Annotated in this window: 33 protein-coding genes and 1 pseudogene; 4 read left to right on the top strand and 30 right to left on the bottom strand. The window is 41.5% G+C overall.

The genetic code is table 11. The features are described from left to right. Positions 1–12: 12 nt before the first annotated feature. From rpoZ to AB2B50_RS00255, 14 genes are all read right to left on the bottom strand, one after another. Positions 13–327 (bottom strand): DNA-directed RNA polymerase subunit omega, encoded by a 315-nt coding sequence (gene rpoZ / locus AB2B50_RS00320; RefSeq protein WP_006146546.1) that lies wholly within the window; start codon positions 325–327, stop codon positions 13–15. A 24-nt stretch (positions 328–351) separates the two neighbouring features. After that, on the bottom strand, positions 352–978 hold the full coding sequence (gmk, locus tag AB2B50_RS00315; protein ID WP_000775049.1) for a guanylate kinase: 627 nt from the start codon (positions 976–978) through the stop codon (positions 352–354). Between the two features lie 136 nt (positions 979–1,114). Further along, positions 1,115–2,728 (bottom strand): ribonuclease Y, encoded by a 1,614-nt coding sequence (locus tag AB2B50_RS00310; RefSeq protein ID WP_223140069.1) that lies wholly within the window; start codon positions 2,726–2,728, stop codon positions 1,115–1,117. Between the two features lie 216 nt (positions 2,729–2,944). After that, positions 2,945–4,042, bottom strand: a complete 1,098-nt coding sequence (locus AB2B50_RS00305) for a nucleotidyltransferase (RefSeq protein ID WP_320693114.1) — start codon at positions 4,040–4,042, stop codon at positions 2,945–2,947. A gap of 9 nt (positions 4,043–4,051) precedes the next feature. After that, the gene (locus AB2B50_RS00300) at positions 4,052–4,792 is read right to left on the bottom strand and encodes a class I SAM-dependent DNA methyltransferase (protein WP_320693115.1); all 741 of its coding nucleotides are present in this window, start codon (positions 4,790–4,792) and stop codon (positions 4,052–4,054) included. A 110-nt stretch (positions 4,793–4,902) separates the two neighbouring features. Then, positions 4,903–5,256: a ribosome silencing factor gene (gene rsfS, locus AB2B50_RS00295; RefSeq protein ID WP_075227801.1), complete on the bottom strand. Its 354-nt coding sequence runs from the start codon at positions 5,254–5,256 to the stop codon at positions 4,903–4,905. A gap of 12 nt (positions 5,257–5,268) precedes the next feature. Further along, entirely contained in the window at positions 5,269–5,769 is a 501-nt protein-coding gene (locus AB2B50_RS00290) for a cysteine hydrolase family protein (RefSeq protein WP_075227800.1), read from the bottom strand. After that, positions 5,770–6,363: a bis(5'-nucleosyl)-tetraphosphatase (symmetrical) YqeK gene (gene yqeK / locus AB2B50_RS00285; protein WP_049508901.1), complete on the bottom strand. Its 594-nt coding sequence runs from the start codon at positions 6,361–6,363 to the stop codon at positions 5,770–5,772. Further along, positions 6,363–6,992, bottom strand: a complete 630-nt coding sequence (locus AB2B50_RS00280; protein ID WP_036759262.1) for a nicotinate-nucleotide adenylyltransferase — start codon at positions 6,990–6,992, stop codon at positions 6,363–6,365. Before AB2B50_RS00280 ends, yqeK begins: the two co-directional genes overlap by 1 nt. Before the next feature lie 50 nt (positions 6,993–7,042). Then, on the bottom strand, positions 7,043–7,354 hold the full coding sequence (gene yhbY, locus AB2B50_RS00275) for a ribosome assembly RNA-binding protein YhbY (protein WP_000060171.1): 312 nt from the start codon (positions 7,352–7,354) through the stop codon (positions 7,043–7,045). A 211-nt stretch (positions 7,355–7,565) separates the two neighbouring features. Beyond that, positions 7,566–8,672 (bottom strand): ribosome biogenesis GTPase YqeH, encoded by a 1,107-nt coding sequence (gene yqeH, locus AB2B50_RS00270; RefSeq protein ID WP_320693116.1) that lies wholly within the window; start codon positions 8,670–8,672, stop codon positions 7,566–7,568. A gap of 2 nt (positions 8,673–8,674) precedes the next feature. Further along, the gene (locus AB2B50_RS00265) at positions 8,675–9,202 is read right to left on the bottom strand and encodes a YqeG family HAD IIIA-type phosphatase (protein ID WP_320693117.1); all 528 of its coding nucleotides are present in this window, start codon (positions 9,200–9,202) and stop codon (positions 8,675–8,677) included. Between the two features lie 24 nt (positions 9,203–9,226). After that, positions 9,227–10,132 (bottom strand): magnesium transporter CorA family protein, encoded by a 906-nt coding sequence (locus AB2B50_RS00260; RefSeq protein WP_049508908.1) that lies wholly within the window; start codon positions 10,130–10,132, stop codon positions 9,227–9,229. 51 nt (positions 10,133–10,183) lie between these two features. Further along, positions 10,184–10,750 (bottom strand): mechanosensitive ion channel family protein, encoded by a 567-nt coding sequence (locus AB2B50_RS00255; protein WP_001154834.1) that lies wholly within the window; start codon positions 10,748–10,750, stop codon positions 10,184–10,186. 151 nt (positions 10,751–10,901) lie between these two features. Between AB2B50_RS00255 and sstT the strand changes: the two genes are divergently transcribed. Both sstT and AB2B50_RS00245 read left to right on the top strand, forming a co-directional pair. Continuing rightward, positions 10,902–12,107 carry a serine/threonine transporter SstT gene (sstT, locus tag AB2B50_RS00250; RefSeq protein ID WP_320693118.1) on the top strand — a complete coding sequence of 402 codons (1,206 nt, stop codon included), beginning with the start codon at positions 10,902–10,904 and terminating at the stop codon, positions 12,105–12,107. A gap of 64 nt (positions 12,108–12,171) precedes the next feature. After that, positions 12,172–13,143 (top strand): aromatic acid exporter family protein, encoded by a 972-nt coding sequence (locus tag AB2B50_RS00245; protein ID WP_000029010.1) that lies wholly within the window; start codon positions 12,172–12,174, stop codon positions 13,141–13,143. A gap of 141 nt (positions 13,144–13,284) precedes the next feature. On the opposite strand, the pseudogene tnpA reads toward AB2B50_RS00245, so the two are convergent. From tnpA to typA, 3 genes and pseudogenes are all read right to left on the bottom strand, one after another. Continuing rightward, positions 13,285–13,747 (bottom strand): annotated as a pseudogene (gene tnpA, locus AB2B50_RS00240) (IS200/IS605 family transposase). 219 nt (positions 13,748–13,966) lie between these two features. Then, positions 13,967–14,215 carry a DUF3165 family protein gene (locus AB2B50_RS00235; RefSeq protein WP_000262655.1) on the bottom strand — a complete coding sequence of 83 codons (249 nt, stop codon included), beginning with the start codon at positions 14,213–14,215 and terminating at the stop codon, positions 13,967–13,969. 19 nt (positions 14,216–14,234) lie between these two features. Continuing rightward, positions 14,235–16,076, bottom strand: coding sequence for a translational GTPase TypA (typA, locus tag AB2B50_RS00230; protein WP_049503436.1), 1,842 nt, complete (start codon positions 16,074–16,076; stop codon positions 14,235–14,237). A gap of 161 nt (positions 16,077–16,237) precedes the next feature. On the opposite strand from typA, the gene AB2B50_RS00225 reads away from it, so the two are divergent. Continuing rightward, complete coding sequence (locus AB2B50_RS00225; protein ID WP_320693269.1) at positions 16,238–16,963, top strand: 16S rRNA pseudouridine(516) synthase; 726 nt, start codon at positions 16,238–16,240, stop codon at positions 16,961–16,963. A gap of 40 nt (positions 16,964–17,003) precedes the next feature. Here the strand turns inward: AB2B50_RS00225 and AB2B50_RS00220 are convergent, their stop codons facing one another. From AB2B50_RS00220 to AB2B50_RS00185, 8 genes are all read right to left on the bottom strand, one after another. Further along, the gene (locus AB2B50_RS00220) at positions 17,004–17,231 is read right to left on the bottom strand and encodes a DUF4190 domain-containing protein (RefSeq protein ID WP_320693278.1); all 228 of its coding nucleotides are present in this window, start codon (positions 17,229–17,231) and stop codon (positions 17,004–17,006) included. Positions 17,232–17,397: 166 nt separating this feature from the next. Beyond that, positions 17,398–17,625, bottom strand: a complete 228-nt coding sequence (locus AB2B50_RS00215; RefSeq protein ID WP_320693277.1) for a DUF4190 domain-containing protein — start codon at positions 17,623–17,625, stop codon at positions 17,398–17,400. A 92-nt stretch (positions 17,626–17,717) separates the two neighbouring features. After that, on the bottom strand, positions 17,718–18,098 hold the full coding sequence (locus AB2B50_RS00210; RefSeq protein WP_000259323.1) for a rhodanese-like domain-containing protein: 381 nt from the start codon (positions 18,096–18,098) through the stop codon (positions 17,718–17,720). 5 nt (positions 18,099–18,103) lie between these two features. Beyond that, the gene (locus AB2B50_RS00205) at positions 18,104–18,328 is read right to left on the bottom strand and encodes a YqgQ family protein (RefSeq protein WP_049529907.1); all 225 of its coding nucleotides are present in this window, start codon (positions 18,326–18,328) and stop codon (positions 18,104–18,106) included. Between the two features lie 68 nt (positions 18,329–18,396). Then, on the bottom strand, positions 18,397–18,858 hold the full coding sequence (locus AB2B50_RS00200; protein ID WP_320693119.1) for an ECF transporter S component: 462 nt from the start codon (positions 18,856–18,858) through the stop codon (positions 18,397–18,399). Further along, positions 18,836–19,609: a bifunctional hydroxymethylpyrimidine kinase/phosphomethylpyrimidine kinase gene (locus AB2B50_RS00195; RefSeq protein ID WP_320693120.1), complete on the bottom strand. Its 774-nt coding sequence runs from the start codon at positions 19,607–19,609 to the stop codon at positions 18,836–18,838. Before AB2B50_RS00195 ends, AB2B50_RS00200 begins: the two co-directional genes overlap by 23 nt. Further along, complete coding sequence (gene truA, locus AB2B50_RS00190; RefSeq protein WP_320693121.1) at positions 19,599–20,348, bottom strand: tRNA pseudouridine(38-40) synthase TruA; 750 nt, start codon at positions 20,346–20,348, stop codon at positions 19,599–19,601. The genes AB2B50_RS00195 and truA overlap by 11 nt, the downstream gene beginning before the upstream one ends. 85 nt (positions 20,349–20,433) lie before the next feature. After that, complete coding sequence (locus tag AB2B50_RS00185; RefSeq protein ID WP_320693153.1) at positions 20,434–20,889, bottom strand: GNAT family N-acetyltransferase; 456 nt, start codon at positions 20,887–20,889, stop codon at positions 20,434–20,436. Between the two features lie 70 nt (positions 20,890–20,959). On the opposite strand from AB2B50_RS00185, the gene AB2B50_RS00180 reads away from it, so the two are divergent. Further along, on the top strand, positions 20,960–21,619 hold the full coding sequence (locus AB2B50_RS00180) for a prepilin peptidase (RefSeq protein WP_320693122.1): 660 nt from the start codon (positions 20,960–20,962) through the stop codon (positions 21,617–21,619). Here the strand turns inward: AB2B50_RS00180 and trpA are convergent. The 5 genes from trpA to trpD are packed head-to-tail and all read right to left on the bottom strand — an operon-like array spanning position 21,591 to position 25,921. Further along, entirely contained in the window at positions 21,591–22,373 is a 783-nt protein-coding gene (gene trpA / locus AB2B50_RS00175; RefSeq protein ID WP_320693123.1) for a tryptophan synthase subunit alpha, read from the bottom strand. The genes AB2B50_RS00180 and trpA overlap by 29 nt on opposite strands. After that, positions 22,366–23,589: a tryptophan synthase subunit beta gene (trpB, locus tag AB2B50_RS00170; RefSeq protein WP_320693124.1), complete on the bottom strand. Its 1,224-nt coding sequence runs from the start codon at positions 23,587–23,589 to the stop codon at positions 22,366–22,368. The genes trpA and trpB overlap by 8 nt, the downstream gene beginning before the upstream one ends. Beyond that, the gene (locus AB2B50_RS00165) at positions 23,567–24,166 is read right to left on the bottom strand and encodes a phosphoribosylanthranilate isomerase (protein WP_320693125.1); all 600 of its coding nucleotides are present in this window, start codon (positions 24,164–24,166) and stop codon (positions 23,567–23,569) included. The genes trpB and AB2B50_RS00165 overlap by 23 nt, the downstream gene beginning before the upstream one ends. Continuing rightward, positions 24,153–24,920 carry an indole-3-glycerol phosphate synthase TrpC gene (gene trpC, locus AB2B50_RS00160; RefSeq protein WP_320693126.1) on the bottom strand — a complete coding sequence of 256 codons (768 nt, stop codon included), beginning with the start codon at positions 24,918–24,920 and terminating at the stop codon, positions 24,153–24,155. The genes AB2B50_RS00165 and trpC overlap by 14 nt, the downstream gene beginning before the upstream one ends. After that, positions 24,917–25,921, bottom strand: coding sequence for an anthranilate phosphoribosyltransferase (trpD, locus tag AB2B50_RS00155; RefSeq protein ID WP_320693127.1), 1,005 nt, complete (start codon positions 25,919–25,921; stop codon positions 24,917–24,919). Before trpD ends, trpC begins: the two co-directional genes overlap by 4 nt. Between the last annotated feature and the right edge of the window lie 6 nt (positions 25,922–25,927).

The following is a 25,927-nucleotide window of genomic DNA, read 5'->3' as shown; positions in this document are numbered from 1 at the left end:
GTCCCCCCAACCTTAAATTTTTTCACCTTCTTCTTTTTCTTTCGCGATTTGCTCTTTGATTTTCTTTTCTTCTTCTTCTTTCAATCGTCTTTCTTCTTCGATACGACGACGAACAGCTTCGCGTTTTCCTTCTGGATCTGGGTGGATGGTTACATTCCCTGATTCAATTTCTTCTAAAGCACGAAGAGTTGATTTTTCAGATTTAAATTCTTGAGTAGCAGGTGCTCCAGCTTCTAATTCGTGAGCACGTTTTGCTTCCAAGATTACGAGTGAATATTTTGATGGTACCTTATCAAGCAAGGTATCGATAGAGGGTTTAAGCATCATTTGTTTGTACCTGTTTTCTATAGTTTATCGAATAGTCGGAGACTTTGGTAGCATATCCTGATAATGACCAATCACGCGGTCTACACGGAAATGTTCTGCTTCAATCACACGTTTTACACGTTCTGCGGCAAGAGGAACATGGTCATTTACAATAGCGTAGTCATACTCACGCATCAAAGCAATTTCTTCCTTGGCTTTTTCGATACGCTGAGCAATTACTTCTGCACTATCGGTACCACGGCCTACGAGACGGTCTTGCAATTCTTCCAAATCTGGTGGTGTCAAAAAGATAAAGACAGCATCTGGAACTTTTTTCTTGACCTGAAGAGCTCCCTGTACTTCAATTTCTAGGAAGACGTCAATTCCTTTATCAAGCGTTTCATTGACATAGGTCAGAGGAGTTCCGTAGTAGTTGCCTACATACTCTGCATACTCTAACATTTGCCCTTGACGGATCAATTCTTCAAATTCCTCCCTTGTACGGAAGAAATAATCAACACCATCTACTTCACCTGGACGTTGTGCCCGTGTCGTCATAGATACAGAATATTGAAATTGATTTTCAGAACTCTCAAAAATTTCTCGTCTAACCGTTCCTTTTCCAACTCCTGAAGGACCTGAAAAAACGATTAGTAAGCCTCGGTCTGCCATTATATCTCCTTTGGATAGTTTGTGAAATGACTTGAAAATTTCTGTAAGATTATATATCTAAAGCCATTTCTGCTCGCTACAATCTTTCTATCTAGTGTAACAAAAAAGCAGTAATTTTTCAACTGCTCTTTCTTATTTATTTTGCATAATCAACTGCACGAAGTTCACGAATCACGGTTACCTTGATATTTCCTGGGTAATCGAGATTACTTTCAATTTTCTCACGAACTTTGTGAGCCAAAATTGTGACCTTGTCATCTTTGATTTGACCTGGGTTCACCATGATACGGATTTCACGACCCGCTTGAAGGGCAAAGCTATTTTGAACACCTTCAAAGCTATTCGCGATTTCCTCTAAATCATGGAGACGTTTGATGTAGCTTTCAAGCGATTCGCTACGAGCTCCTGGACGGGCTGCGCTTAAGGCATCCGCTGCAGCAACGATGACTGCGATCACACTTTCAGGTTCTACATCTCCGTGGTGACTAGCAATGGTGTTAACCACAACTGGGTGTTCCTTGTACTTGCGAGCTAACTCGGTACCAATCTCAACGTGGCTACCTTCTACTTCACGGTCAATGGCTTTACCAATATCGTGGAGGAATCCCGCACGACGAGCAAGGGTAGCATTTTCACCAAGTTCGCTGGCCATGATACCAGCCAACTTAGCAACTTCAATCGAATGACGCAAGACATTTTGTCCGTATGAAGTACGGAACTGCAAGCGTCCCATGATCTTCATCAAGTCTGGGTGAAGGTTTGGTGCACCAATTTCATAGGCTGCGGCTTCACCATATTCACGAATCTTGTTATCAATCTCTTGACGATTTTTCTCAACCAACTCTTCGATACGAGCTGGGTGGATACGTCCATCCTTAAGCAAGGTTTCCATCGTCATACGGGCAATCTCGCGACGGATAGGATCAAAACCTGACAAGGTTACCACTTCTGGAGTGTCGTCAATGATAACATCAACCCCTGTCAAACTTTCAAAGGTACGAATATTACGCCCTTCACGACCAATGATACGACCTTTCATGGTATCATCAGGCAGATGAACTGTAGAGTTGGTAGACTCAGCTACATACTCACCAGCAATTCTCTGCATGGCTTGAGACAAGATATCCTTAGCCAATTTGTCTGAACGTTCCTTAACTTCTTGCTCAGCCTCACGAATGCGACTAGCAATTTCCTTAGTCAAGTTTTCCTCTGTCTGGGCCAAGATAATGTCTTTTGCTTCCGACTGAGTCAGAGTTCCAATACGCTCTAGTTCAGCTTGCTTTTGTTTCTCAATTTCTTCTAGTTGCTCTTCACGTACATCAAGGTTTTTTGCTCTATCAGAAATACTTTGTTCTTTTTGTTCAAGTGTTTTTTCTTTGTTCGTCAAATTGTCATCTTTACGATCAAGACTGCTAGCACGTTCGGTCAAACGACTTTCGATTTGCTTGAGTTCTTGACGTTCTGATTTAAATTCAGCGTCCACTTCTTCACGGTATTTTCTGGCTTCTTCTTTGGCCTCCAATAGTGCTTCTTTTTTAAGAGACTTGCTTTCGCTCTTAGCTTCATTGAGTAATAAATCCGCTTCGCGCTCAGCTTGTCCTCGTAAATTAGTTGCTTCTTGTTCAGCATTTAAAAGCATCAGCTCTGCAGCCTCTTGTGATGATTTCATCTTGACTGAGATGCTGACATATCCAATGACTAAACCAATGATGACGGCAAAAACAACGATAACAATCGCCATAATTTCCATGTTTTTACCTCAATTTATTTGTTTATCCGAATGATATGCATTCCTATACATTCTACCATAAAAAATCATTTTTAACAAACCTTAATTTGAAGTTGTTTTGGTCATTTCAAGGCTAAAAATCCTTATTTTTCCTAATAAAATAGGCTATTCTCCCTAATAAAATTTTAAAGATTTTTTTAGAAAAAAATAAGTTAAAAAGCCTACCTCTCAGTAGACTTAGTTTCTTTCTATTCTAATCGGTACTCTTCCAAAATTCTGCTCTTCTATACTAGGATTCCCCAGTTGGTAAATCTGGTCTGCCTTTTGGGTCATAGCGTCCCAAGGTTCCTTGCCAATTCGGCTGACTAGATTGACCTGCCCTTTCAGAGACTTAAGGTGTTGTCTGCCTTTTTCGGTAAAGCCAAGGACATGAATGGATTCTGGTAAGTCGTTTTCTCTGACCTGTACCAAGATATAGGTCAAGAGCCGTCTGACACGCGCCTTGGTGTAACGTTTGGTAGTCACTAACTCGACCAATTCGTCAACAGACTGGGCTGTCTTGATAGCCTCCTTGATACGCACTGCCATTTCTTGATTGAGCTGATAAATGATGGTCAGGTCTGGATTGGACAAGATTTGATAGCGTAGCAAAGGAAAATAGTCATCCCAGCTCACCTTACTAGCATTTTCAAAGAGATCAACAGAAGGCATAAAACTTTCTAAGAAATCTTGGTCTGATCGATGCTGGCGAAGAGCTGTCGCAGAGGCAAAGTCCACATCTTTGTCCACAGAATGGTACCCCGCTCCCTGACGCTTGATTGGATGAAGTTTGATGTCTCGCCCAGCAACTGCCTTGGCATAGGCCAGAGCAAGGACATGATTGGGCGTATTACCTGAAAAATCAAGACCTGCAAATTCCTTCCACATAGCTTGCGTTTTCTGAGGATAAGAGAGGGAATCAGGTAGATTATCCACAAATTGCTCCATCTCTTGACCACGTTCTGAGTATAGGTCTGCAATTTTCTGATAATCCAGAACTTCCTCTGTCCCAAAAGCTAGTCTGTCAATTCCTAACTGTGCCAAGATATCTACTGCTCCTTGTCCAAAGAAATCCGCTGCCTGAACACTGACTAAAAAGGGCAATTCCACTACCAGGTCTGCTCCGTTCTCCAACGCCATCTGAGCCCGTGTCCACTTATCCACGATAGCAGGCTCGCCTCTCTGCATGAAATTCCCAGACATGGCAACGATTTTCAGTCCCTCCGCCTGGTCCAGCAGGTATTTGTGGCCATTATGAAAGGGATTGAACTCCGCGATAATACCTGTAATGGTCATGGAAATCTCCTACTTCTGAGCGACGAAAAACCAACGGGTACTGGTTTCTGTTGGCTCCTTGTCTTCAAAGTCCGCAAAGAGTTTGAAGGATTTGAAACCAGCCTGTTCCAGCAAGATATCATAGGTCAAGACCTCGTAAGTCCGTTCCTCATGTACCTCATCATGACGGCTAAAGGAACCATCTGCCTCCTTGACAAAGAAGGTCAGTTCATGCACGATGGAGTGAGGAGCATCGTCCTCATAGGTATCCCAAAGCATGGCAAAGTCTTCGGCGTTTTCATGGTAGGAATAGCCTGGGAAGACCTCATCTGTCTGGTAAGTCGAATGCACATCAAAGATAAAAACACCATCTTCATTGAGGGCATTATATACTTCTTTAAAAACGTCCCCAACTTCCACCTCATCCTGCATGTAACAGATTGAATCGGAATAGCAGGTCACAAAGTCGTATTGACCAGCCTTGGACAAATCCAGCATGTTGCCTTCAATAAACTCAATCTTTTGCTTGGCTGAAGTAGCTCTCTTTTCAGCAATCTTCAGCATATCCACGCTCAAGTCAAGTCCAGTCACATCAAAACCAGCTTGAGAAAAGCGCACAGACTGGATGCCTGTCCCACAAGCCAATTCCAATAGTTTCTTTCTGTCCTTGGTTTTAGGTAAATGACGCAGAGAAAAGTCCGTCCATTTGTCGTATAAACTATCATCCATAACCGCATCATAGACCGCCGCAAAAGTTTCATAAGTTGCCATAATCATGATACCAAGAGCCCCATGGTAAACACCACTAGCCCTTACCTTTCTAACAATTTTCTTCTAACATAAGCAAATAAAACCCAGTTGATTACAACTGAGTTCATCTTCTATGCTAAGGCTTCTAAAATGTCTACAGAATTTGCCTCATGCCATAGTTTTTCGAGGTTATAGTGGGCACGCATTTCTTCTGAGAAGATATGCACTACGACACTACCGAGATCTAATAGGACCCAGCCTCCAGCTGCATCGCCTTCAACATGGCTACCTTTAAAGCCAGCTTCAGCTACTTTTTCACGGATATTGTCAGCGATAGCATCCAACTGACGGCTGTTCATTGAGCTAGTGATAACAAAGTAGTCTGTCACGCTAGTCAAATCTTGTACATCAAGTGCGAGGATATCCTCTGCACGTTTCTCATCAGCCGCTTTCACGACTAGTTCTAGTAATTCTTTTTCGTTCATTTAATCCTCTTTCTAGAAAATATGTTTGTAATCTAGGACATCTGCAAAGCGCCCCTCCCAAATGTCCTCATAAAATTCATTTATCGTTTCAGCTGGAATGTCATCCCCATCAAAGGTTGTGACAGCACCTTCTGGAATAATAAGCTGATAGCCATATTCAAAGGCAACCTTGACAGAGGTATCCACACAATATTCTGTCTGCATACCACATAAAACTAATTTTTCAATCCCCTGTTTATCCAAGTATTCTTTTAAACCAGTTTCTTTGAAAATACTATTATACTTCTTCTGAAAGACCTTTTCATCAGGTTTTCGATTTAAAAGCGCAGATAACTGCCAATCTTCTGATGTTTGGGCTTCAGGGTTCTCAATATGTTGAACATAGATAATTTCGATATTCTTACTTCTAGCTTGGTTTTGTAAATAAGAAATTTTTTCCAATAGACCTTTTGTCTGAAACCCCGTTTCCACTAAAATATTTTGTACATCAATAATGATAAAAGCCGTCTTCATTTAATCCTCTTTTAAATAGTGCACATAGGCGTTATAGGTTTCAAGGGTTTGGGGATAGATGGGAAAGCCCTGGTGAGCTAAATGCTCCACAGTATGAGCTGTCTCATAGGCCACCGCCTTATTTAGTGACAAACTTGCAATCTCACGTGCCTGGTCCACACCTGGAAAGGCACGATTGTGCTCGATATAGTCTGCGACGTAGATGACCTTGTCTAGGTCCGTCATCTGGCCAGCTCCAACTGTATGGATTTCTATTGCACGCAAAATTTCAGGATCTTTCAAATCTAAATCTTCCTGAATCTTGTAAATTCCTACCATGCCATGCCAGACATTATTGCCCCAGTTTTTAAGGTCTGAATCTAGTTGATATCGATCAATCAAGTCTAGAAACTCTTGATCTGACAGCTTTTTAGCATAGTCATGAAGAAGGCCTGCTAGTCCTGCTTTCTCGGTATCGACTCCAAATCGCTGAGCCAGTTCTATGGCTGCACGCTCCACACCCAAGCAATGGGTTAGACGTTTTTCAGGTAGGAGCTCTGCCATTTTTTCCAACAATTCTTCACGCGAACAGTTGATATAGTCTTGGTATGCCATCAGTAAAGCCCTTCTTTCTCGATATAGTCTAGCACTGGTTTTGGCAAGAGAAAGTTAGGGGTGCGTCCTTGGGCGATAAAATCACGTACCATACTGGATGAAATATCCATGAGAGGCACATCCACCCAGATGACTGGATAAGAAGTCCCAGCCTTGTATCGTGGTCGCTGAACTCCTACAAACTGAACGAGGTCGACCAATTCGTCAATTCTATACCATTTGGGTAAATAGTCTACCATGTCAGCGCCGATGATAAAGTAATAATCTGTATCTGGATTCTTCTCTGTCAAAATCTTCATGGTGTCGTAGGTGTAGGAAATACCCTTACGCTCCAGCTCGATGGTCTCAATAGCTAAACCTTCGATTCCGTCAATTGCCAATTCAAGCATTTTGAGACGATGGTGCTCAGGGATAGTTTCCTTTTTGTCTACGTGAGGTGGTTGATATTCAGGCATGAGCAGAACCTGATCCAATCCCAACTGTTGACGGACTTGGTCTGCCACGATAAGATGGGCGTTGTGAACAGGGTTAAAATTTCCCCCTAAGATTCCAACTTGTTTGCGTTTTTTATCCTTTATTTCTGGCTCTAACTCCACTTTTGTAAAGGGAGTTAATAATTCGATTGCCATAGGCTAATCTCCTTTAGTCTTCTGTAAAAACAGTTTTTTGGAGTATATTTTTAGATTTCTTTAACTTTTTTAGAAATCTTGCGATTTTCTTTCTTGCTTGATTGTTTATACAAAATCAAGATGCGTCCGATTTTTTGGACTGTATCCACACCGATTTCTTCTTCTAAGATTTCAGCTACTTCGTGGATATTTTCATCTGTATTTTGCAAGAGTGTAACCTTAATCAATTCACGGGCATCAAGTGCCTGACGAACGCTGGTCTTGATTTGGTCGTTGAGACCATTTTTCCCGATTTGGATGATGGGTTTAAGGGTGTGTGCCTGGCTGTTGAGGAAGGCACGTTGTTTCGATGTTAATGACATATTCTTTCTTCCTTTTTTGATAGTTATTTTAGGTGGTGGGGGAAGGTCGGAACTAATTTTTCAATGATTTCACCTTTGAAAAATGGATTTCCTGACCTCACAATTGAGCCTAGGTCTCAATTGTGCCCCTTGCCAATCTATGGATTGGCAATCACACCACGGCAATAACTATCTTTTTATGAGCTCACTTTGTTCGCTCAGTGATTTTAGTTTAAATAATTGCTTTTCGTGTGACGACGGCGACGCCTTCTGGTGCCCAGACGGCGACTTTGGCGGTGCCTGTTACACGAATCCAGCCTAGTCCTGAGATAACTAGGTCTGTCTTGTCTTTAATATTAAAGACATGCTGGACCAGTTTTGGAAAATCTTCTTTTTCCTTGCTATTTGGTGGTGTGAGGAGGGTTCCAAGGTGCTTGTCGTAAAAAGCACTAGCCCCTTCTAGCTTGGTACGATGAAGTTTGAGTTCATTGTCAAAGAAAGCTGTAAATCCTTGCTTTTCTCCTGCAATGAAGTCAAATCGTCCCAAGCCACCTAAAAATAGAGTTTGTTCAGGGTTTAGTTGATAAGTTTTTGGCTTGATTTCCTTTTTAGGGCTGACATACTTGAGATTTTTGGCCGTCAAGTAGTGAGCCATCTGGTGACGATGGATAATTCCAGGCGTATCGTAGATATAAGAACCATCATCAAGCGGAATCTCGATTTTATCTAGAGTTGTCCCTGGGAAACGTGAGGTTGTGATGACATTCTGGTCACCCGTAATTTCCTGGATAATAGCATTGATAAGAGTTGATTTCCCAACGTTGGTCACACCAACTACGTAAACATCACGTCCCTTACGGTAGTGCTCAATCTTGTCAATGACTTCCTTGATGGCATGCTTATTTTGCGCTGAAGTCAAGACAACATCGACTGGACGAAGTCCTTCTTCATGGGCACGCTCCATGAGCCATTGGCTAATTTTACCAGGCTTAACAGACTTAGGAAGGATGTCTTTTTTATTTCCAACCAAGAGCACATCATTACCTGACACAAAGCGTGGCAATCCTGGGATAACAGAGCCATTGAAATCAAAGATATCAATCACATTGACCACCAAGGCATCACTGTCTCCTACCTCGTGCAAGAGTTTGAGGAAATCATCATCCGTTAACTGAACATCTGTGATTTCATTATAATGACGAAGACGGAAACAACGCTGGCAATAAACTTCTCCAGTTTCCAAACCTTTTTCAAGTGCTGACTGAGGTGTAAAACCTAAACCAGTCTTATCTTCCGTCTGAATGATTGCTCCACAACCAATACAGAGAATTTCTTCCATAATTAGATTCCTTTTTTATATGTAATCGGTCCGTACTTTTCAGCGATTTTTCTCATCACACGACGCTCACGCGCTCGGTTAATCTGAGTCTTAATAGAATCGTGCTGAACCAAGGGTTTAACCAAAATCGAACGAATACCTGCTCGATGGGCTGCTCGAATATCCGTCATCAGCTGGTCGCCTACCATGACCACTTGGTCTTTTTCATAGTGGAAATGTTTCATGGCACGGTTAATTCCTAAAGTAAAGGGCTTCAGTGCCCAGTAAACATAGTCAATGTCAAATTTTTCAACTGCTCGTTTGACACGTTTGGGAGTATTGTTAGATACCACAATGATACGAATCCCAGCATCTCGGAGGTCATGCAACCATTGCTTCATCTCTACTGTTCCATCTGGATTATTCCAAGCAATGAGGGTATTATCCAGATCAACCAAAACAGCCTTGATCCCATGCTCCTGCAGGCTTTGGACTGTCAGATCATAAACTGCTTCCACAGCAAAATCTGGCATATAATTTTCAATCGCCATTCTGGCTCCTTTTCTTTCTATTTTTTAGTTTCTAGCAATTTTCTTTAGATACTGAGCCAAGATTGCCCATAAAATTAAACTAGCAATCAAAATATATATCCAGGCATTAGGCTCTTCTGTAAATGGCAGAGGGACATTCATTCCGAAAAATCCTGTAATGACTGCAAGAATGGCTAGCAAAACTGAGATAATGGTCAAGGTTGTCAAATTATCATTCAGATTGTTGTTTAGGATATTATTGTAAGATCCTGAGAGTTGTTGTAAAACCTGGGAAATCAAATCTGTCATGGACACTAACTGATGTGCTTCAATCATAGCATCATCAAACTGCTCTCTTTCCACTTCGTTAAAGTTCCGATAAAGCGCATGTCCCTGGATATGCTCTAAGAGGAGGCGATTTTGTTTAGCCGCAGCTGTCAAGTAAACCATACCAGTTTCCAAGTCAGAGAGGGCAAAGAGATTTTTTTTAGTGGTTGTTTGACGCAACAAGGCACTGATTTCATCCTTACTTTTATCCATCTGTTCAATGACAGGATAATAAGCATTGCTGATAAGCTCTAAACCGGCAAATAGAAACTTGTAGATTGAAATGATTTCATGATTTTCAAGATAGCCTAGCATCTGATCAATGACATAGGCATTCTTATGATTGCTGATGGTAATCATTCGTTGCTTTTCCACGATAAAGGTCATAGGAATGGCTTCATAGTATTCCTTGTCCCTTTCTAAGTCAAGAACGTTGTAGATAAAGGTCACTGTCCCGTTTTCACGGTTATAATCCATGTGGGCTCGTTCGTTTCTATCCAGCGCATACTCGATGGTTTCTTTATCCAATCCATAGATTTCTGATAAATCTTCGAGATTTTTGATGATTTCCACATCTAGATTAATCCAGGTGCAACCATTCCCTAACTGCTTATCTAAAAACATCGTTTCTCCTTTACCAAACTCTTTCTATTGTACCATAAATCAAGTAAAATTTCAGTTCTCTTCTTTTCTTGAAAAATTGCTAACCACAGTAATATTACGGTTAGGAACAAAGTGAAGGGCTTGGTCGTCACTTCTCAGTTGAGTCGTTCGAATTCCGACACTAACTACTTTTCCTGATACAGTAATAGGCCCATTGGTCAAAACAACTTCATCTCCGACATCCAACTGGCGTTCAAAGAGAATAAAGAAGCCATTGATGACGTCTGATAGAAAACCTTGTGCCCCCATACCGATAGCCACCCCAGCAATCCCCGCACCTGCAAGCAAGCTAGAAACAGGCAACCCTAAAATAGACAAGATACAGTAAATCAAGAAGAAATAAAGCGTGTAGTTGAAAATATTTTCAAGCAAACGAGAAATAGTCTTTTGTCTACCTGCATCTCGATTTGAAAACTTAAGTGACGGTTTAACAATCTTTCCTACAGCAACATGGAGGAACTTTTTAGCTATATAAAATAGAAGGATAAGAAGTAGAAGAGAAATCACCTTGGTCAAGAGATTTTCTAATACAGTTGTTAGATCTAATTTATCCAAATAACGTTGAAAAAATTCTTGCATATAAAACTCCTTTTCTATCCATTATACCATAAATCCTTCCCAGCCATCCTTTTCATAAATATTCATTTATTCTAATGAAACTTATAACTCACTTGCTTTTCAAGCATATTTATACTATAATCATAAACAATACACAAAAAAGGAGACCTCTATGAAAAGAATCATTCGTGCTTGGAACAAAACAAATTTGATCAAACGTATCGGAATCGGAATGGTCTTGGGAGCAATTCTAGGTCTACTCTTTCCTAATCTAACTGGCATTGGTTTATTGGGAGATTTATTTGTAGGAGGACTAAAAGCTATCGCTCCTATCCTGGTTTTTGCTTTAGTCGCTAACGCCCTTTCCCAACACCAAAAAGGCCAAGATAGCAATATGAAAAGAGTCATTTTCCTCTATTTGCTGGGGACTTTTGCTGCGGCTCTTGTAGCAGTTTTGGCTAGTTTTCTCTTCCCTGTTCAGATGGTCTTGAGTAGCGCTAGCACAGAAGTTACTCCTCCAGACGGTATCGGACAAGTGCTCAGCAATCTTCTGCTAAAAGTAGTAGATAATCCTGTCAATGCCATCATCGAAGCTAACTATATCGGAATTTTGTCTTGGGCTATCGTCTTTGGGATTGCCATGCGAGAAGCTAGCAAAAATAGCAAGGAACTACTCAAAACAATGGCCAGTGTGACTTCAAAAATCGTCGAATGGATCATCAACCTTGCGCCCTTTGGTATCCTGGGCTTGGTCTTCAAAACCATCTCAGACCAAGGTATCGCTAGTTTAGCAAATTACGGAATCCTACTCGGACTTTTGATTGCCACTATGGTTTTCGTTGCCCTAGTGATCAATCCTCTGATTGCTTTTCTCTTTATCAAGAAAAATCCATATCCCTTGGTGTGGAAATGCTTGCGTATCAGTGGCGTTACAGCCTTTTTCACCCGAAGTTCCGCTGCTAATATCCCTGTTAATATGAAACTCTGTGAGGATCTAGGTCTTAATCCAGATACCTATTCTGTCTCAATCCCCTTGGGATCAACCATCAATATGGCTGGGGCTGCTGTTACCATCAACATCTTAACCCTAGCAGCTGTCAATACTCTAGGAATCTCAGTTGATTTTGCAACAGCCTTTGTACTCAGTATCGTTGCAGCCATCTCTGCCTGCGGTGCTTCAGGAATCGCCGGAGGTTCACTCCTACTTATCCCAGTTGCCTGCAGTCTCTTTGGGATTACCAACGATATTGCTATGCAGGTTGTGGGTGTTGGTTTCGTTATTGGTGTTATTCAAGACTCTTGCGAAACAGCCCTCAACTCTTCAACAGATGTCCTCTTTACAGCAGTAGCAGAATTTTCCTCTGCTCACAAAAAATAATCTAGACAAGCCTTTTTAGGGCTTGTTTTGTCTGGTTTCTATCATTCATTATAGGAAATATCTCATGTCTATCACTCAACGTACTTTAAAACTCGTTCTGGCAACCTGTTTGGCCTGTGTCCTAGCCTACTTTCTCGATTTATCTTCAGCAGTGTCAGCTGGTATCATTGCCCTTTTGAGCTTGTCTGATACTCGTAGAAGCACTATAAAACTAGCTCGTAATCGTTTATTCTCTACCCTTCTTGCTCTTTTCATTGGTGTCCTTTCCTTTCACCTGACTGGCTACCATATCTGGAGTTTCGGTCTCTATTTGGCCCTCTATGTTCCCCTTGCCTATAAATTCGGCTGGGAAATTGGCATTACCCCGAGTAGTGTCCTGGTCAGTCATCTCTTGGTTCAGAAGTCTACATCACCAGATCTGCTAGTGAACGAGCTTCTCCTATTTCTTATTGGTACGGGATTTGCCTTGACTGTCAATCTCTATATGCCTTCTCGACAAGAAGAAATCCATCTCTATCATCTCAAGGTAGAAGAAAAACTCAAACACATTCTACAACGTTTTGAATATTATCTTGGAAAGGGCGATGGTCGTAACCGTGCCCAACTCGTTGAGGAACTGGATCAGCTTCTTGAAGAAGCTCTCAAACTGGTCTATCTTGATCACTCTGACCATCTCTTTCATCAGACCGACTATCATATCCACTATTTCGAAATGAGACAGAGACAGAGTCGCATTCTTCGCAATATGGCCCAGCAAATCAACACCTGTAATCTAGCAGCAAGCGAAAGCCTAATCCTTGCCCAGCTATTTGCTAAAATTGCGGATCAACTCAGTCAGACCAATCCAGCCAACGATCTATTAAATGATATTGAAAGCTACCTGCAGGTATTTCGCAATCGTAACCTCCCTAAAACAAGGGAAGAATTTGAAACACGCGCAACATTACTTCAACTCCTGCGCGAATTGGAAAACTTTATCCAACTGAAAGTTGACTTCTATCAACGCTATTCTGAAGAAAAAAGCAATCTATCTTAATCATGACCACCCGTCTAACGGGTGGTTTGAACCAGGTCTATCAGCCCAAATTACCATCCAGCTCCTAAACACGCTGACTTTAACGTTGTTCTAGCCTCATTGCTCTTGACTCGTCACTTGCCTCTTAAAGAGGCGTGAGTATTACTTACCACTATCCCTAAAGGGATCCTCATATTCTTGTACACTCAATTTATCTAGTGCTATATCATGCTTTTCCTGTTCTTGGATATATTTCCTAATTGTGGCTTCATTAAGCCCTACTGTACTCACATAGTAGCCTTCTGCCCAGAAATGCCGATTCCCAAACTTGTACTTGAGATTGGCGTGTTTGTCAAACATCATGAGTGCACTTTTACCTTTTAAATAATCCATGAAACTTGAAACACTTATCCTCGGTGGAATACTGACTAACATATGTACATGATCAGGCATTAAATGGCCCTCGATAATCTCAACACCTTTATAACTATAATCGGCGGAATATTTCTCCCAAACTACTTCGATATTGATTATAAATGACTTTTCGTCTATACTTAGGGGTGAACACAATGTGATACTTACAGTGCCACTTTGTGTGTGATAAACTATGTGTCTTTTGTGCCATGGTTTTCTCCTTTCGCTTTACAATTGGCTTGAACACCTTTATTGTATCGCGTTTGGAGTTTTTTGGTATAACCTTCGATGCGCACCCGCATAGCGGGTGGTTTATTTGTCTCGCATCTCACGGAGCGAGACGGACTGAAAGTCACATAATCAAAAAAACTTCTATCAGCCAACTAGTTGCTAATAGAAGTTTTTGTTATTTTAGGATTCGAATTGATGATTAGTGTTTTTTTCGAATTGACATGAGACTGATATCTCGCAAACTAAAGTAAGCAAGGACCAGCATGGCTACTGTGATAAAGAATTCTGTTGGTAGCTGAAAGATTTGCAGGATGGACAACATAAGCAAAATCACGAGGGAAACGAGACCAAAAACAAGAATTACAATATTAACCGTCCCCTTGATACTTTGAGGTGTCGCAAATATATAGAGTAAGAGTAATAAAATCCCTATGATTAAATAGACCATTTTCTGCTCTTTCTAGCTTTTATTCAGCTGATTTTTTCTTTTTGTTTGCTTTCTCACGCTCTGCCTTGTTAAGGATTTGTTTACGCAAACGAATAGATTCAGGCGTTACTTCCATGTATTCATCGTCGTTCAAGAACTCAAGTGATTCTTCAAGGGTCAAGATACGAGGAGTTTTGATAACCGCTGTTTGATCCTTAGTTGCTGAACGAACGTTAGTCATTTGTTTCGCTTTCGTAATATTAACAGTCAAGTCATTTTCACGAGAGTTTTCACCGATGATCATTCCTTCGTAAACCTCAGTACCTGGGTTGACAAAGATAGTACCACGTTCTTCGATAGACATGATAGAGTATGTTGTTGCCTTACCGGTATCGATAGAGACAAGGGCACCACGGTGACGTCCACCGATTTCACCTGGAATCAATGGCAAGTATTGGTCGAAGGTATGGTTCATGATACCGTAACCACGAGTCATTGACAAGAACTCAGTTGAGTATCCAATCAAACCACGCGCAGGAACGAGGAAGACCAAACGAGTTTGACCATTACCAGTTGAGATCATATCCAACATTTCACCTTTACGTTCAGAAAGGCTTTGGATAACGGATCCTTGGTATTCTTCAGGTGTGTCAATTTGCACGCGTTCAAATGGCTCACATTTAACACCATCAATTTCTTTTACGATAACTTCTGGACGAGATACTTGAAGCTCATATCCTTCACGACGCATAGTTTCGATAAGGATTGACAAGTGCAATTCCCCACGTCCTGATACAGTCCATTTATCTGGTGAGTCAGTTGGTTCAACACGAAGAGAAACGTCTGTTTGCAATTCTGCTTGAAGGCGCTCTTCAACCTTACGAGAAGTGACCCATTTACCTTCACGACCAGCAAATGGTGAGTTGTTAACCAAGAAGGTCATTTGAAGTGTTGGCTCATCGATGTGAAGAACTGGAAGAGCTTCAACTGCATCTGTTGGAGTGATGGTTTCGCCGACAAAGATATCTTCCATACCTGAAACGGCAATCAAGTCACCAGCTTTGGCTTCTTGGATTTCACGACGTTCCAAACCAAAGAAACCAAAGAGTTTTGTGACACGGAAGTTCTTAGTTGTACCATCCAATTTAGAAAGGGTAACTTGATCCCCAACCTTTACACTACCACGGAAGACACGTCCGATACCGATACGACCTACGAAGTCGTTGTAGTCCAAAAGTGACACTTGGAATTGAAGGGGCTCATCTGAGTTATCAACTGGAGCTGGAATGTGGTCGATAATAGTGTCAAAGATTGGCGCCATAGTTTTTTCTTGGTCTGCTGGATCATCTGACAATGAAGATGTTCCGTTGATAGCTGACGCATAAACAACTGGGAAGTCAAGCTGGTCATCATCCGCACCAAGCTCGATGAAAAGTTCCAAGACTTCATCTACTACTTCTGCTGGACGAGCTGATGGCTTATCGATTTTGTTAACCACAACGATAGGCACAAGGTCTTGTTCCAAGGCTTTTTTCAATACGAAACGAGTCTGTGGCATGGTTCCTTCGTAGGCATCTACGACCAAAACAACACCGTCAACCATTTTCATGATACGTTCAACTTCTCCACCGAAGTCCGCGTGCCCTGGTGTGTCCATGATGTTGATACGAGTTCCGTTGTAGGCAACTGCTGTATTTTTCGCAAGGATGGTAATTCCACGCTCTTTTTCAATATCGTTTGAGTCCATTGCGCGTTCTGCCAACTCTGTACGCGCGTCAAGAGTTTCAGATTGTTTCAACAATTCGTCAACAAGGGTAGTTTTACCGTGGTCGACGTGGGCGATAATCGCGATATTACGGATATCTTCTCTTAATTTTGTCATGATTTCCTCTATTGTATTCAAAAATTTATTTTCTAACTGAACGATTATACCACAATTTTGAGCAAATGACTTAACTCAAGTAAGTGTAAATGTTTTCAATGCACTTTTCTTTTCACTTCAAGCCTTTTCAAAGCAAGCGACTTATGATAAGATAGGCTGGTATGCGTTTAGATAAATTATTAGCCCAGGAAAAAATCAGTCGAAAAGCCATGAAACAGGCTCTTTTGAAAAAAGAAATTTTAGTTGATGGACTCCCTGCTAGTTCCCTTGCACAGAATGTTGATACAGGACTTCAAGAACTGATGTTCCAAGGCAGAAGAATTCAAGGATACGAACACACCTACCTCATGCTCCGTAAGCCAAATGGAGCCGTAACTGCAAGCAAGGATAAGAAACTCCCAACGGTCATGGACCTCCTTCCTCAGCATCTCCAGTCTGACCAACTCTACGCCATCGGTCGTCTGGATCGGGATACGACAGGACTCCTCCTCTTAACGGACAATGGGCCTCTAGGTTTTCAACTCCTCCATCCTCAATACCATGTCGATAAAACTTACCAAGTAGAGGTCAATGGGCCACTAACTCCCGACCATATTCAAGAGTTTAAAGATGGGATTATCTTTCTTGATGGAACTATCTGTAAACCTGCTCAACTTGAGATTTTATCCTCAAGTCCTAGTCTCAGCAAAGCCACTATCACCATCTCTGAAGGAAAGTTTCATCAAGTCAAAAAAATGTTCCTCTCTGTTGGTGTCAAGGTCACTGCCCTAAAACGAGTTCAATTTGGAGATTTTATGTTAGACTCTGACCTAGCAGAAGGTGATTTCCGTCCTCTAAACAAAGAAGAACTGCGGTTTATTAAAACATACTTAGAAAATAGTGGATAAAACAAAAAAGCTTTATACTTCAAAGCTTTTTTGTTATTGCTTATCCATAAACTCTCGCTATGGCTACAATCAAGTTTATTACAAAAACTACAATACCTACGATATTGAGAATTCGTTCTGTTTTATAGTCTAGTCCAGATTCTTTTTGATGTGAATTAGCCAAGACTAGACCAATGATCCCCAAAACGAGACCTACGATTGGAGATAGCAAACCAAGGACGATAGATAGGATACCTAAAACAAGTGATGATTTTTTCTTTTCTTTCATCTTCAAAAAACTCCTTAAACTAAACACAAATGAATAATACCATAAAAATCGGCTTTATCAATTGGGTAAAAAATGTTAGCACTATGTTATCCGGTTCTTGAACCGAGAAGAGTGGATAAAACAAAAAAAGCTTTATTTTTAAAAGCTTTTTTTGTTAGAATCCTGATTAGTGCATCATTAAGAAGAGTCCTGCAACCCAGTTAATTACAGAAACTACAATCCCTACGATATTAAGAATTCGTTCTGTTTTATAGTCTAATTCAGATTCTTTTTGATGTGAATTAGACAAGACTAGACCAATGATCCCCAAAACGAGACCTACGATTGGAGATAGCAAACCAAGGGCGATAGATAGGATACCTAAAACAAGTGATGGTTTTTTCTTTTCTTTCATCTTCAAAAAACTCCTTAAATTTTATACTAACAATTATACCATAAAAAGCCGAGACTTTATATTAAACATATGTGACAAGTTTTTTCACATTGTTAATTAGACTTCACCTTGCCAGTCCATGAATCCAATCCGTAAGAGAGGATATAAATTTCTGAGAAGCCTTGCTTTTTCAAGAAAAGTGCTGCATTGGTCACACGTTGCGCACGTTGGTTTTCATATAGAAGGACAGGTTTATCCTTGCGAAGAGCTGCAAGACTTGTCTTCAATTGATTTGAAGGAATATTACGAGCTCCAAGGATATGTTTTCTGTGGAAGTCAGCTGGATCACGCAAGTCAATTAACTGACCTGTACGAATCAAAGACTCAAACTCTGCATTGTCTACAATTTTCGCTGCACGACGAATGCGAAGGTAGTTGTATCCCATCCAAGCCAACATCGCTACAATAAGTCCCCATAATACCCAAGTTACCATATTACCTAATCTCCATTTTTTTCTAAATAGTCTAATTCTAGTTTGTGCTCTCTGCGAAGAACAGCTTCTGCTTCAAGATAATCTAGCTTGTCCATCAAGCCTGCATCATAAATCCGTGATAGTTCAATCTTCATCAGTTCAATGTCATAGAGACGTTTTCCCATATAAACAATGATACCGAACTGTTTTAGATATTGTTGCACATCGTAGAGTGTTTTCATAGCTCTCATTTTAGCAAATAATTAGAGTTTTTTCAATAGTTCCCTAATAGTGCGGAGTAGGTTTCCTTTTTTCACTATTATCTGAATTTCTTTACACTATGACAAAGAAGAAACCCTAGAGTCATTCCAACAACATTTTGCATGAGATTTGGGATGATTTCTGGAATAGCTGCACCCCAACCATTCATCCAAGCCGATGCCAAGGCATAACCAGCTACCATGAATAGAGTCGCCAAGACTAATCCTAACCATTGCCATTTCCCTTTAAAACCTGCAAAATAGCCTTGCAAACCATGATTGATTAAGCTAAAAATCATCCACTGAGGGTATCCTGAAATGAGGTCAATGAGAAATCCTGCTAATCCCCCGACAACGGCTCCTTCACTGCTTCCAAAGTAAAAGGCTGTGAAGAAGACTCCAACGTCCAAAAGTGTTAGAAATCCAGTTGGTGTTGGGATTTTTATAAAATACCCCAATACGACAGAACTGGCTGCTAAGATAGATACTAGGGCGATTTTAGTTGTTTTGGTTTGCTTCATACTGTCTCACTCCATATTGATCTGCTTGTACGATGGCACGGTAAACAAAGGCTTTGGAAGTTTCAATTGCTGGCAAGAGTTCTTCTCCCTTAACTAGCTGGCTAGCAATACTTGACGCAAAGGTACATCCTGCCCCAGCATTTTGTCCTTGAATGACTGGGTTTTCAAGAATAGTGAAATTCTCTCCATCATAAAAGACATCCACAGCCTTATCCTGACTGAGACGATTTCCTCCCTTGATAATGACTGCTGGCGCTCCTAAGCCATGTAATTTCTGAGCTGCAGCTTTCATATCATCCAGACTTTCAATCTTTTGATCTGCAAGCAACTCTGCCTCAGGAAGATTAGGAGTAATCACAGTTACATAAGGGAAGAAGCGAATCAACTCTTGACAGAGTTCGCTAACTGCAACATCATGCGTTTCCTTACAAACCAATACAGGATCCAGAACGACAGGGACTCCTGATCTTTCCTTGATGAAATTCAATGCTTTCTCAGCAATACCAACAGTCGGCAAGAGACCAATCTTAATCCCTCCAAAGTCTACGCTTTTAAGACTATCCAACTGTTGTTGAAAAATAGTCTCATCCGTCGGGAAGACTTCAAAACCATTTTCTGTCAAGGCAGTCAAGCAAGTCATGGCTACAAAACCATGCAAACCATTCAAAGTATAAGTCGCAAGGTCAGCAGCTAGTCCACCACCACTAAAAATATCATTTCCTGAAAGTGCTAAAATACGATTATTCTTCATAACGAATCTCCTTCAAATACAATCCATTAGGTGCTGCAGTTGGTCCTGCCAACTGTCTGTCTTTTTTCTCCAAGATGAGGTCAATCTGTTCAACTGGCATACGGTTATTACCAATTTTCAGCAAGGTTCCAACCATATTTCGAATCTGCTTATAGAGGAAACCATTGCCTGAGAAAGTAAAGGTCAAAAATTGACCGGTCTCGTCAACCCTAAGACTGGCTTCCGTGATCGTTCTTACCTTGTCCTCCACACTTGTTCCGGCAGCAGTAAAACCGGTGAAATCATGGGTTCCTTCTAATTTCTTTATAGCCTTTTGCATGCATTCCACATCAAGGGGATAGGGATAGTGGGTGGCGTAATGACGTCTCATAGGATTCTTAGGCCGTCCTCTATCCACGATAAACTCGTAGTTCTTGCTATGCTTGGCATAACGGCAATGAAAATCATCAGCCACAATCTCAATCGAAATCACATCGATGTCTTCAGGACTTTGGGTATCAAGAGCAAAGCGAAGTTTTTCCTCATCCATCTGATAGGGGAGATCAAAGTGGATGACCTGCCCTAAGGCATGAACACCACTGTCCGTTCGCCCAGCACCATGGATGGTAATGGCCCGTCCTTTATTGAGTTTGGTTAGAGTTTTTTCAATTTCCTCTTGGACACTACGCGCGTGAGGTTGCCGCTGAAAACCAGCAAAAGCATAGCCATCATAAGAAATTATAGCTTTATATCTAGTCATGTATCTATTTTATCAAGAAAATTTCTCTGCAACAAGTTTGAAAACCGAAAATTGTACGGGTACAGTTCCTGGCATCATCTAGTTCTTATCTATATTTTCTCATCATATATTTTTGTTCTGGAATTTCAATAGTTTGAACAATTTCAAATCCTTCTTTTTGGTAAAGATTCTGAGCTCTTTGATTGGACTCAAAAACCGTTAGGGAAATACTTTCTATGTCTTCATTTTCAAAGGCCAAACTAATAAATTTCCTTAAAGCCTGGCTACCTAATCCCTGCCCCTGTTTCTGGGGATTGATAAAAAATCTCCCGATATGAAGATTCCTGTCTTCTAGCCTGATTTTCTGGATGAGGCCTACAAACTCTTCTCCAGTGAAAATAGAAAAAATCCCTTCTATCTTTTGTAAGGATTGAGCAATTAAGGGATAAGAAATTTTGGGACCCATCCATTGCTTCTGGAAACTTTCTCCCAAAGCATTAGACCAATGACAAATGAGTTGGGCATTTTCTAACTGAAGTCCTTTTTCAAAGTGAATTTTCATATTTGCTCCTAAAATTTCTCCTTTATCCAACTATTATACTCTTTCTCTTATTTTTTCCGAATAAATAAGTATGATTCATCTTTACTTTTTTCTTGTTGGAGCTATTCTTGCTTCCTTTCTAGGCTTGATTATCGACCGTTTCCCTGAGCAGTCTATTATCTTTCCTGCTAGTCATTGCGACTCCTGTCAAACTCGCTTACGGCCCTTGGATTTGATTCCGATTGTCTCTCAACTAGTCCAGGGCTTTCGCTGTCGCTACTGTAACTCAAGCTATCCCTTTTGGTATGCTCTCTTTGAGTTTGGATTGGGGCTTCTCTTTCTAGCTTTCTCTTGGGAATTCCTAACCCTAGGACAACTTATTCTGATAACTGCTGGCTTGACCTTAGGAATCTATGATCTCCAGCATCAAGAATATCCCTTGCTAGTCTGGCTGACCTTTCACTTAATCCTCATGGTTTGCTCTAGTTGGAATCTAACCATGGCTTTCTTTTTGATTCTTGGAATCATTGCTCATGTTATTGATATTCGCATGGGAGCAGGTGATTTTCTCTTTCTGGCCTCTTGTTCGCTAGTCTTTACACTTACAGAAATTCTGATTTTAATTCAATTTGCTTCCACAACTGGTATCCTAGCCTTTCTCCTGCAAAAGAAAAAGGAAAGACTTCCTTTTGTACCTTTCCTCTTGCTTGCTGCTTGTATGATTATTTTTGGTAAGCTACTGCTTGTCTGATAAAGTCAGCGATTTCTGCTACTTGTCCTTCATGTAAAGCCTTAACAATCTTGGAACCGACGATGACGCCGTCTGATACTGCATTAAATCGTTCTACATCATCCTGTGTGGATACACCAAAACCTGTCAATACTGGAATATCTGCCACTTGATGCAGTTGAGCCAAGTGCTTGTCCAAGTCATCTCGGTAATTACCTGCTTTCCCTGTCACCCCATTGATAGCAACGGCATAGACAAAACCTTCAGCTCCCTCAATGAGTTCCTTTTGACGCTCAATTCCTGTCGTCAAGCTGACTAAAGGAATCAAAGTAATGTCTGTATCTGCCAAGAAGGGCTCTACAAAATTAGCATGCTCATGAGGCAGGTCTGGAATAATCAATCCCTTGACCGCTGTATCAGCAAGGTCTTTGACAAATTTCTCAATACCGTACTGAAAGAGGGGGTTAAAATAGGTCATGATAACAAGCGGAACTTCTGTTTCAATAGTCTTCAAAGTTTCAACCAAAGCCTGGGTAGAGGTTCCGCGAGCTAGACTGCGCAAGCCTGCTTCTTCGATAACTGGACCATCTGCAACAGGGTCTGAGAAAGGAACTCCCACTTCAATAGCAGACACACCCAAGTCTTCTAAAAAGCGAATTGTTTCAGCAAGACCATCCAAACCTTTTTCATGGTCTCCAGCCATGATATAGGGAACGAAAATTCCTTTTCCAGTCGCTTTTATAGCGTTCAATTTTTCTGTTAGTGCCTTAGACATGAGTTTCTCCCTTCTTTGCTGCGTCTGCTTCCAATCGGTCTTTAACTTGAACTACATCCTTGTCCCCACGACCTGATAGACAGACAATCATAGACTTGTCTGGTCCAAGTTCTTTGGCCAATTTCACTGCGAAAGCGATAGCGTGACTAGATTCCAAGGCAGGGATAATTCCTTCCACACGAGACAAGAGTTGGAATCCTTCCAAGGCCTCTTCATCTGTCACAGGCACATAGGACGCGCGTTTGATATCGTGGTAATGTGAATGTTCTGGACCGATACCAGGATAGTCCAAACCTGCTGAGATTGAGAAAGCTTCTAGGATTTGACCATGAGCATCTTGGAGCACATCCATGAGAGAACCATGGAGAACACCTGGACGACCCTTGGTCAAGGTTGCTGCATGATGCTCTGTATCCACACCTAGTCCTGCCGCTTCAGCTCCATACATAGCCACTGACTCATCTTCCACAAATGGATGGAAAAGTCCGATGGCATTAGAGCCACCACCAACACAGGCTACTAGGGCATCTGGCAGATCTTGACCCGTCAAGTCACGGTATTGTTGTTTAGCCTCTCGACCGATAACACTTTGGAAGTCACGAACGATTTCTGGGAATGGATGAGGGCCTAAGGCAGAGCCTAGAATATAGTGAGTATCATCGATATTTGCCACCCATGAACGCAGGGCTGCATTGACCGCATCCTTGAGCACGCGCGAACCATCTGTCACTGCCTCGACCTTGGCTCCCAAAAGCTCCATACGGAAGACATTGAGGGCTTGACGTTTAACATCCTCTTCACCCATGTAGATGGTACATTCCATGTTAAAGAGGGCTGCAGCAGTTGCAGTTGCCACACCGTGCTGACCTGCACCTGTTTCTGCGATAATTTTCTTTTTTCCCATACGTTTAGCGAGGAGAACTTGTCCTAAGGCATTGTTAATCTTGTGGGCACCTGTATGGTTGAGGTCTTCACGTTTGAGATAAATCTTGGCTCCGCCAATATGCTGGGTCAAGTTTTTTGCGTAGTAAAGAGGAGTTTCACGCCCCACATACTGGCGCAAAAGTTGGTTTAACTCTTCTTGAAAGCTTGGATCTGCCTGACTTTCACGATAGGCCTTCTCCAACTCTAAAACTGCTGTCATCAATGTTTCTGGGACAAATCGTCCACCGAATTTTCCGTAAAATCCATCTTTATTTGGTTCTTGATATGCCATGCTTAACCCTCTCTATAAATCTTCTGATCTTTTCCTGATCTTTTTGTCCATCTGTCTCCACTCCGCTTGATACATCTACTGCATAGGGAGTAAAGTGTTGAATTGCTTCTTCTACATTGTCTTCATTAAGCCCACCTGCGATAAAGAAAGGCTGAGCTAGTTCTGTCGTATCCAGTCGGCCCCAGTCAAAGGTTTGTCCACTCCCTGCCACAGGAGCATCAAAGAGTAGATAATCTGCCTGAGAATTGGGTACATGCCCCCCTTCATCGACCTGAACAGCCTGAATGCTGCCACAAGGTAAATTTTCAAATAGTTTATCTACTACCTGACCGTGAACTTGTACAAAGTCCAAACCAACTTTGTCTACCGCTTCTAACAGTTCTGCCCGACTGGGTGAAACAAATACTCCAACTTTTTGAATATGGCTAGGAATAAACTTAGCCAGCTCTGCTGCTTGTTCCAAGGTCACCTGTCTTTTGCTAGGAGCAAAGACAAAACCAATGTAGTCTGCTCCAGCCGACACAGCTGTTTTTATCGCTTCTTTGGTCGATAGTCCACAAATCTTAACTTTTGTCAATTTGCAACTCCTTGATTCTCTGGGCTACGTCTTCTGCCTGCATGAGAGCTGTCCCTACTAAAATTCCGTTAAAGTATGGCGCTACTCGTTCCGCATCCTGCCCTGTGAAAATAGCAGATTCAGAAATGTACAAGCAATCATCTTTGAAATGTTTAGCCAAGTCTACACTGGTCTGCAAGTCGACTTCAAAGGTTGTTAAATTGCGATTGTTGACACCGATAATTTGAGCTCCAAGTTTATGAGCCACTTCCAGTTCAGCAAGATTATGAGTTTCCACCAAAACTTCTAAACCAAGATCTGTCGCGTAGTCGTAAAGCTCCTTCAGTCGTTTTTCAGATAAGGCCGCTACGATGAGCAAGATAACGGTCGCACCTGCATTGCGAGCACGGATGATTTGCTTTTTATCGATGATAAAATCCTTATTCAGCGTCGGAATCTCTACCTGACTGGAAATTTCCCGCAGATAATCCAAATGACCTTTAAAGAAAACCTCATCTGTCAGAACAGAAATCATAACCGCACCGTTATCCTCGTAAGTCTGGGCCTGTTGTACGATATCCACATCAAGATTGATATCACCTAGACTTGGGCTTGCCTTTTTGACCTCCGCAATGATTTGCAAACGGTCCTGATGGTTTTTCAAATATTCAGCTAAGCGATAGCTTTCACGCAAGGGTTGAAGCTCCTCTCGCTCCATCTTTTCAACTTCACGCGCCTTTTGCTCTAGGATACGTGATAAAAATTCCTGACTCATCTTTGATACTCCTGTAATAGTCTGAGTTTTTCAAGGGCCTTACCACTGGCAATCACTTGACGTGCCAATTCAACTCCGTCCTTGATACTGTCTGTTTTACCATTGGCGTAGAATCCTAGACCAGCATTTAAAACGGTTGTTTCCAAGAATGGACTTGGTTCGTTATTAAGAACACTGACAAGGATGGCTGCATTCTCATGAGCATTTCCTCCACGAATGTCTTTAATAGCAATGCGTTCCATTCCCAAATCTTCTGGAGTAAAGGTTGATAAAGTAATTTCTCCATTTTCAAGAAGGGCAATGCTGGTAGTTCCATTCAAACCAGCTTCATCCAACCCTTCTGGACCAGCTACTACAATGGCACGTTTGCGACCCATGTTTTTCAAAACCTGAGCAGTACTTTCCAGAAGTTCAGGACGACTGATTCCTAGAAGCTGTGTTTCCAAGACCATTGGATGGATGAGCGGTCCTGTCAAATTCATGATGGTTGGAATTCCCAACTCCAAACGAGCTGGCATAATGTATTTCATGGCTGGGTGCATGTTTTTGGCAAAGAGAAAGACGATTCCTGTTTGGTCAAATACCTTACCCAATTGTGATGGTTTAAGGTCAATATTAATTCCCAAAGCTTGCAAGACATCTGCTGACCCAGATTTAGAAGAAATAGAGCGATTTCCATGTTTGGCCATGTGGACTCCTCCACCTGCCAAAACAAAAGCTGCAGTTGTAGAAATGTTGAAGCTAAATGACTTATCTCCACCTGTACCACAGTTATCCATAGCATCTTGAATATTTGTTGGAATGTGTTGAGCATGTCCTCTCATGACTTGAGCGAGGGCTGTTCTTTCTTCAGGTGTTTCTCCCTTCATCTTAAGGGCTAAAAGTAGTGAAGCGATTTGTGCTTCTGTCACTCTCCCTGTTACGATGCGTTCGATCACATCTGTCATTTCAACACTTGATAGATCTTCAAAGTTGGCTAATTTTTCAATAATTTCTTTCATTTTGTG

Origin of the sequence: Streptococcus fermentans, assembly GCF_040888305.1 — a bacterium.
Taxonomy (GTDB): Bacteria; Bacillota; Bacilli; order Lactobacillales; family Streptococcaceae; genus Streptococcus; species Streptococcus fermentans.
Note: the sequence above shows the minus strand (reverse complement) of the source record. Positions and strands in the feature narration are given on the sequence as shown.

Coding starts and splice junctions, on each gene's coding strand:
- rpoZ (WP_006146546.1), bottom strand. CDS start 327: ATGATGCTTAAACCCTCTATCGATACCTTGCTTGATAAGGTACCATCA.
- gmk (WP_000775049.1), bottom strand. CDS start 978: ATGGCAGACCGAGGCTTACTAATCGTTTTTTCAGGTCCTTCAGGAGTT.
- AB2B50_RS00310 (WP_223140069.1), bottom strand. CDS start 2,728: ATGGAAATTATGGCGATTGTTATCGTTGTTTTTGCCGTCATCATTGGT.
- AB2B50_RS00305 (WP_320693114.1), bottom strand. CDS start 4,042: ATGACCATTACAGGTATTATCGCGGAGTTCAATCCCTTTCATAATGGC.
- AB2B50_RS00300 (WP_320693115.1), bottom strand. CDS start 4,792: ATGGCAACTTATGAAACTTTTGCGGCGGTCTATGATGCGGTTATGGAT.
- rsfS (WP_075227801.1), bottom strand. CDS start 5,256: ATGAACGAAAAAGAATTACTAGAACTAGTCGTGAAAGCGGCTGATGAG.
- AB2B50_RS00290 (WP_075227800.1), bottom strand. CDS start 5,769: ATGAAGACGGCTTTTATCATTATTGATGTACAAAATATTTTAGTGGAA.
- yqeK (WP_049508901.1), bottom strand. CDS start 6,363: ATGGCATACCAAGACTATATCAACTGTTCGCGTGAAGAATTGTTGGAA.
- AB2B50_RS00280 (WP_036759262.1), bottom strand. CDS start 6,992: ATGGCAATCGAATTATTAACTCCCTTTACAAAAGTGGAGTTAGAGCCA.
- yhbY (WP_000060171.1), bottom strand. CDS start 7,354: ATGTCATTAACATCGAAACAACGTGCCTTCCTCAACAGCCAGGCACAC.
- yqeH (WP_320693116.1), bottom strand. CDS start 8,672: ATGGAAGAAATTCTCTGTATTGGTTGTGGAGCAATCATTCAGACGGAA.
- AB2B50_RS00265 (WP_320693117.1), bottom strand. CDS start 9,202: ATGGCGATTGAAAATTATATGCCAGATTTTGCTGTGGAAGCAGTTTAT.
- AB2B50_RS00260 (WP_049508908.1), bottom strand. CDS start 10,132: ATGTTTTTAGATAAGCAGTTAGGGAATGGTTGCACCTGGATTAATCTA.
- AB2B50_RS00255 (WP_001154834.1), bottom strand. CDS start 10,750: ATGCAAGAATTTTTTCAACGTTATTTGGATAAATTAGATCTAACAACT.
- sstT (WP_320693118.1), top strand. CDS start 10,902: ATGAAAAGAATCATTCGTGCTTGGAACAAAACAAATTTGATCAAACGT.
- AB2B50_RS00245 (WP_000029010.1), top strand. CDS start 12,172: ATGTCTATCACTCAACGTACTTTAAAACTCGTTCTGGCAACCTGTTTG.
- AB2B50_RS00235 (WP_000262655.1), bottom strand. CDS start 14,215: ATGGTCTATTTAATCATAGGGATTTTATTACTCTTACTCTATATATTT.
- typA (WP_049503436.1), bottom strand. CDS start 16,076: ATGACAAAATTAAGAGAAGATATCCGTAATATCGCGATTATCGCCCAC.
- AB2B50_RS00225 (WP_320693269.1), top strand. CDS start 16,238: ATGCGTTTAGATAAATTATTAGCCCAGGAAAAAATCAGTCGAAAAGCC.
- AB2B50_RS00220 (WP_320693278.1), bottom strand. CDS start 17,231: ATGAAAGAAAAGAAAAAATCATCACTTGTTTTAGGTATCCTATCTATC.
- AB2B50_RS00215 (WP_320693277.1), bottom strand. CDS start 17,625: ATGAAAGAAAAGAAAAAACCATCACTTGTTTTAGGTATCCTATCTATC.
- AB2B50_RS00210 (WP_000259323.1), bottom strand. CDS start 18,098: ATGGTAACTTGGGTATTATGGGGACTTATTGTAGCGATGTTGGCTTGG.
- AB2B50_RS00205 (WP_049529907.1), bottom strand. CDS start 18,328: ATGAGAGCTATGAAAACACTCTACGATGTGCAACAATATCTAAAACAG.
- AB2B50_RS00200 (WP_320693119.1), bottom strand. CDS start 18,858: ATGAAGCAAACCAAAACAACTAAAATCGCCCTAGTATCTATCTTAGCA.
- AB2B50_RS00195 (WP_320693120.1), bottom strand. CDS start 19,609: ATGAAGAATAATCGTATTTTAGCACTTTCAGGAAATGATATTTTTAGT.
- truA (WP_320693121.1), bottom strand. CDS start 20,348: ATGACTAGATATAAAGCTATAATTTCTTATGATGGCTATGCTTTTGCT.
- AB2B50_RS00185 (WP_320693153.1), bottom strand. CDS start 20,889: ATGAAAATTCACTTTGAAAAAGGACTTCAGTTAGAAAATGCCCAACTC.
- AB2B50_RS00180 (WP_320693122.1), top strand. CDS start 20,960: ATGATTCATCTTTACTTTTTTCTTGTTGGAGCTATTCTTGCTTCCTTT.
- trpA (WP_320693123.1), bottom strand. CDS start 22,373: ATGTCTAAGGCACTAACAGAAAAATTGAACGCTATAAAAGCGACTGGA.
- trpB (WP_320693124.1), bottom strand. CDS start 23,589: ATGGCATATCAAGAACCAAATAAAGATGGATTTTACGGAAAATTCGGT.
- trpC (WP_320693126.1), bottom strand. CDS start 24,920: ATGAGTCAGGAATTTTTATCACGTATCCTAGAGCAAAAGGCGCGTGAA.
- trpD (WP_320693127.1), bottom strand. CDS start 25,921: ATGAAAGAAATTATTGAAAAATTAGCCAACTTTGAAGATCTATCAAGT.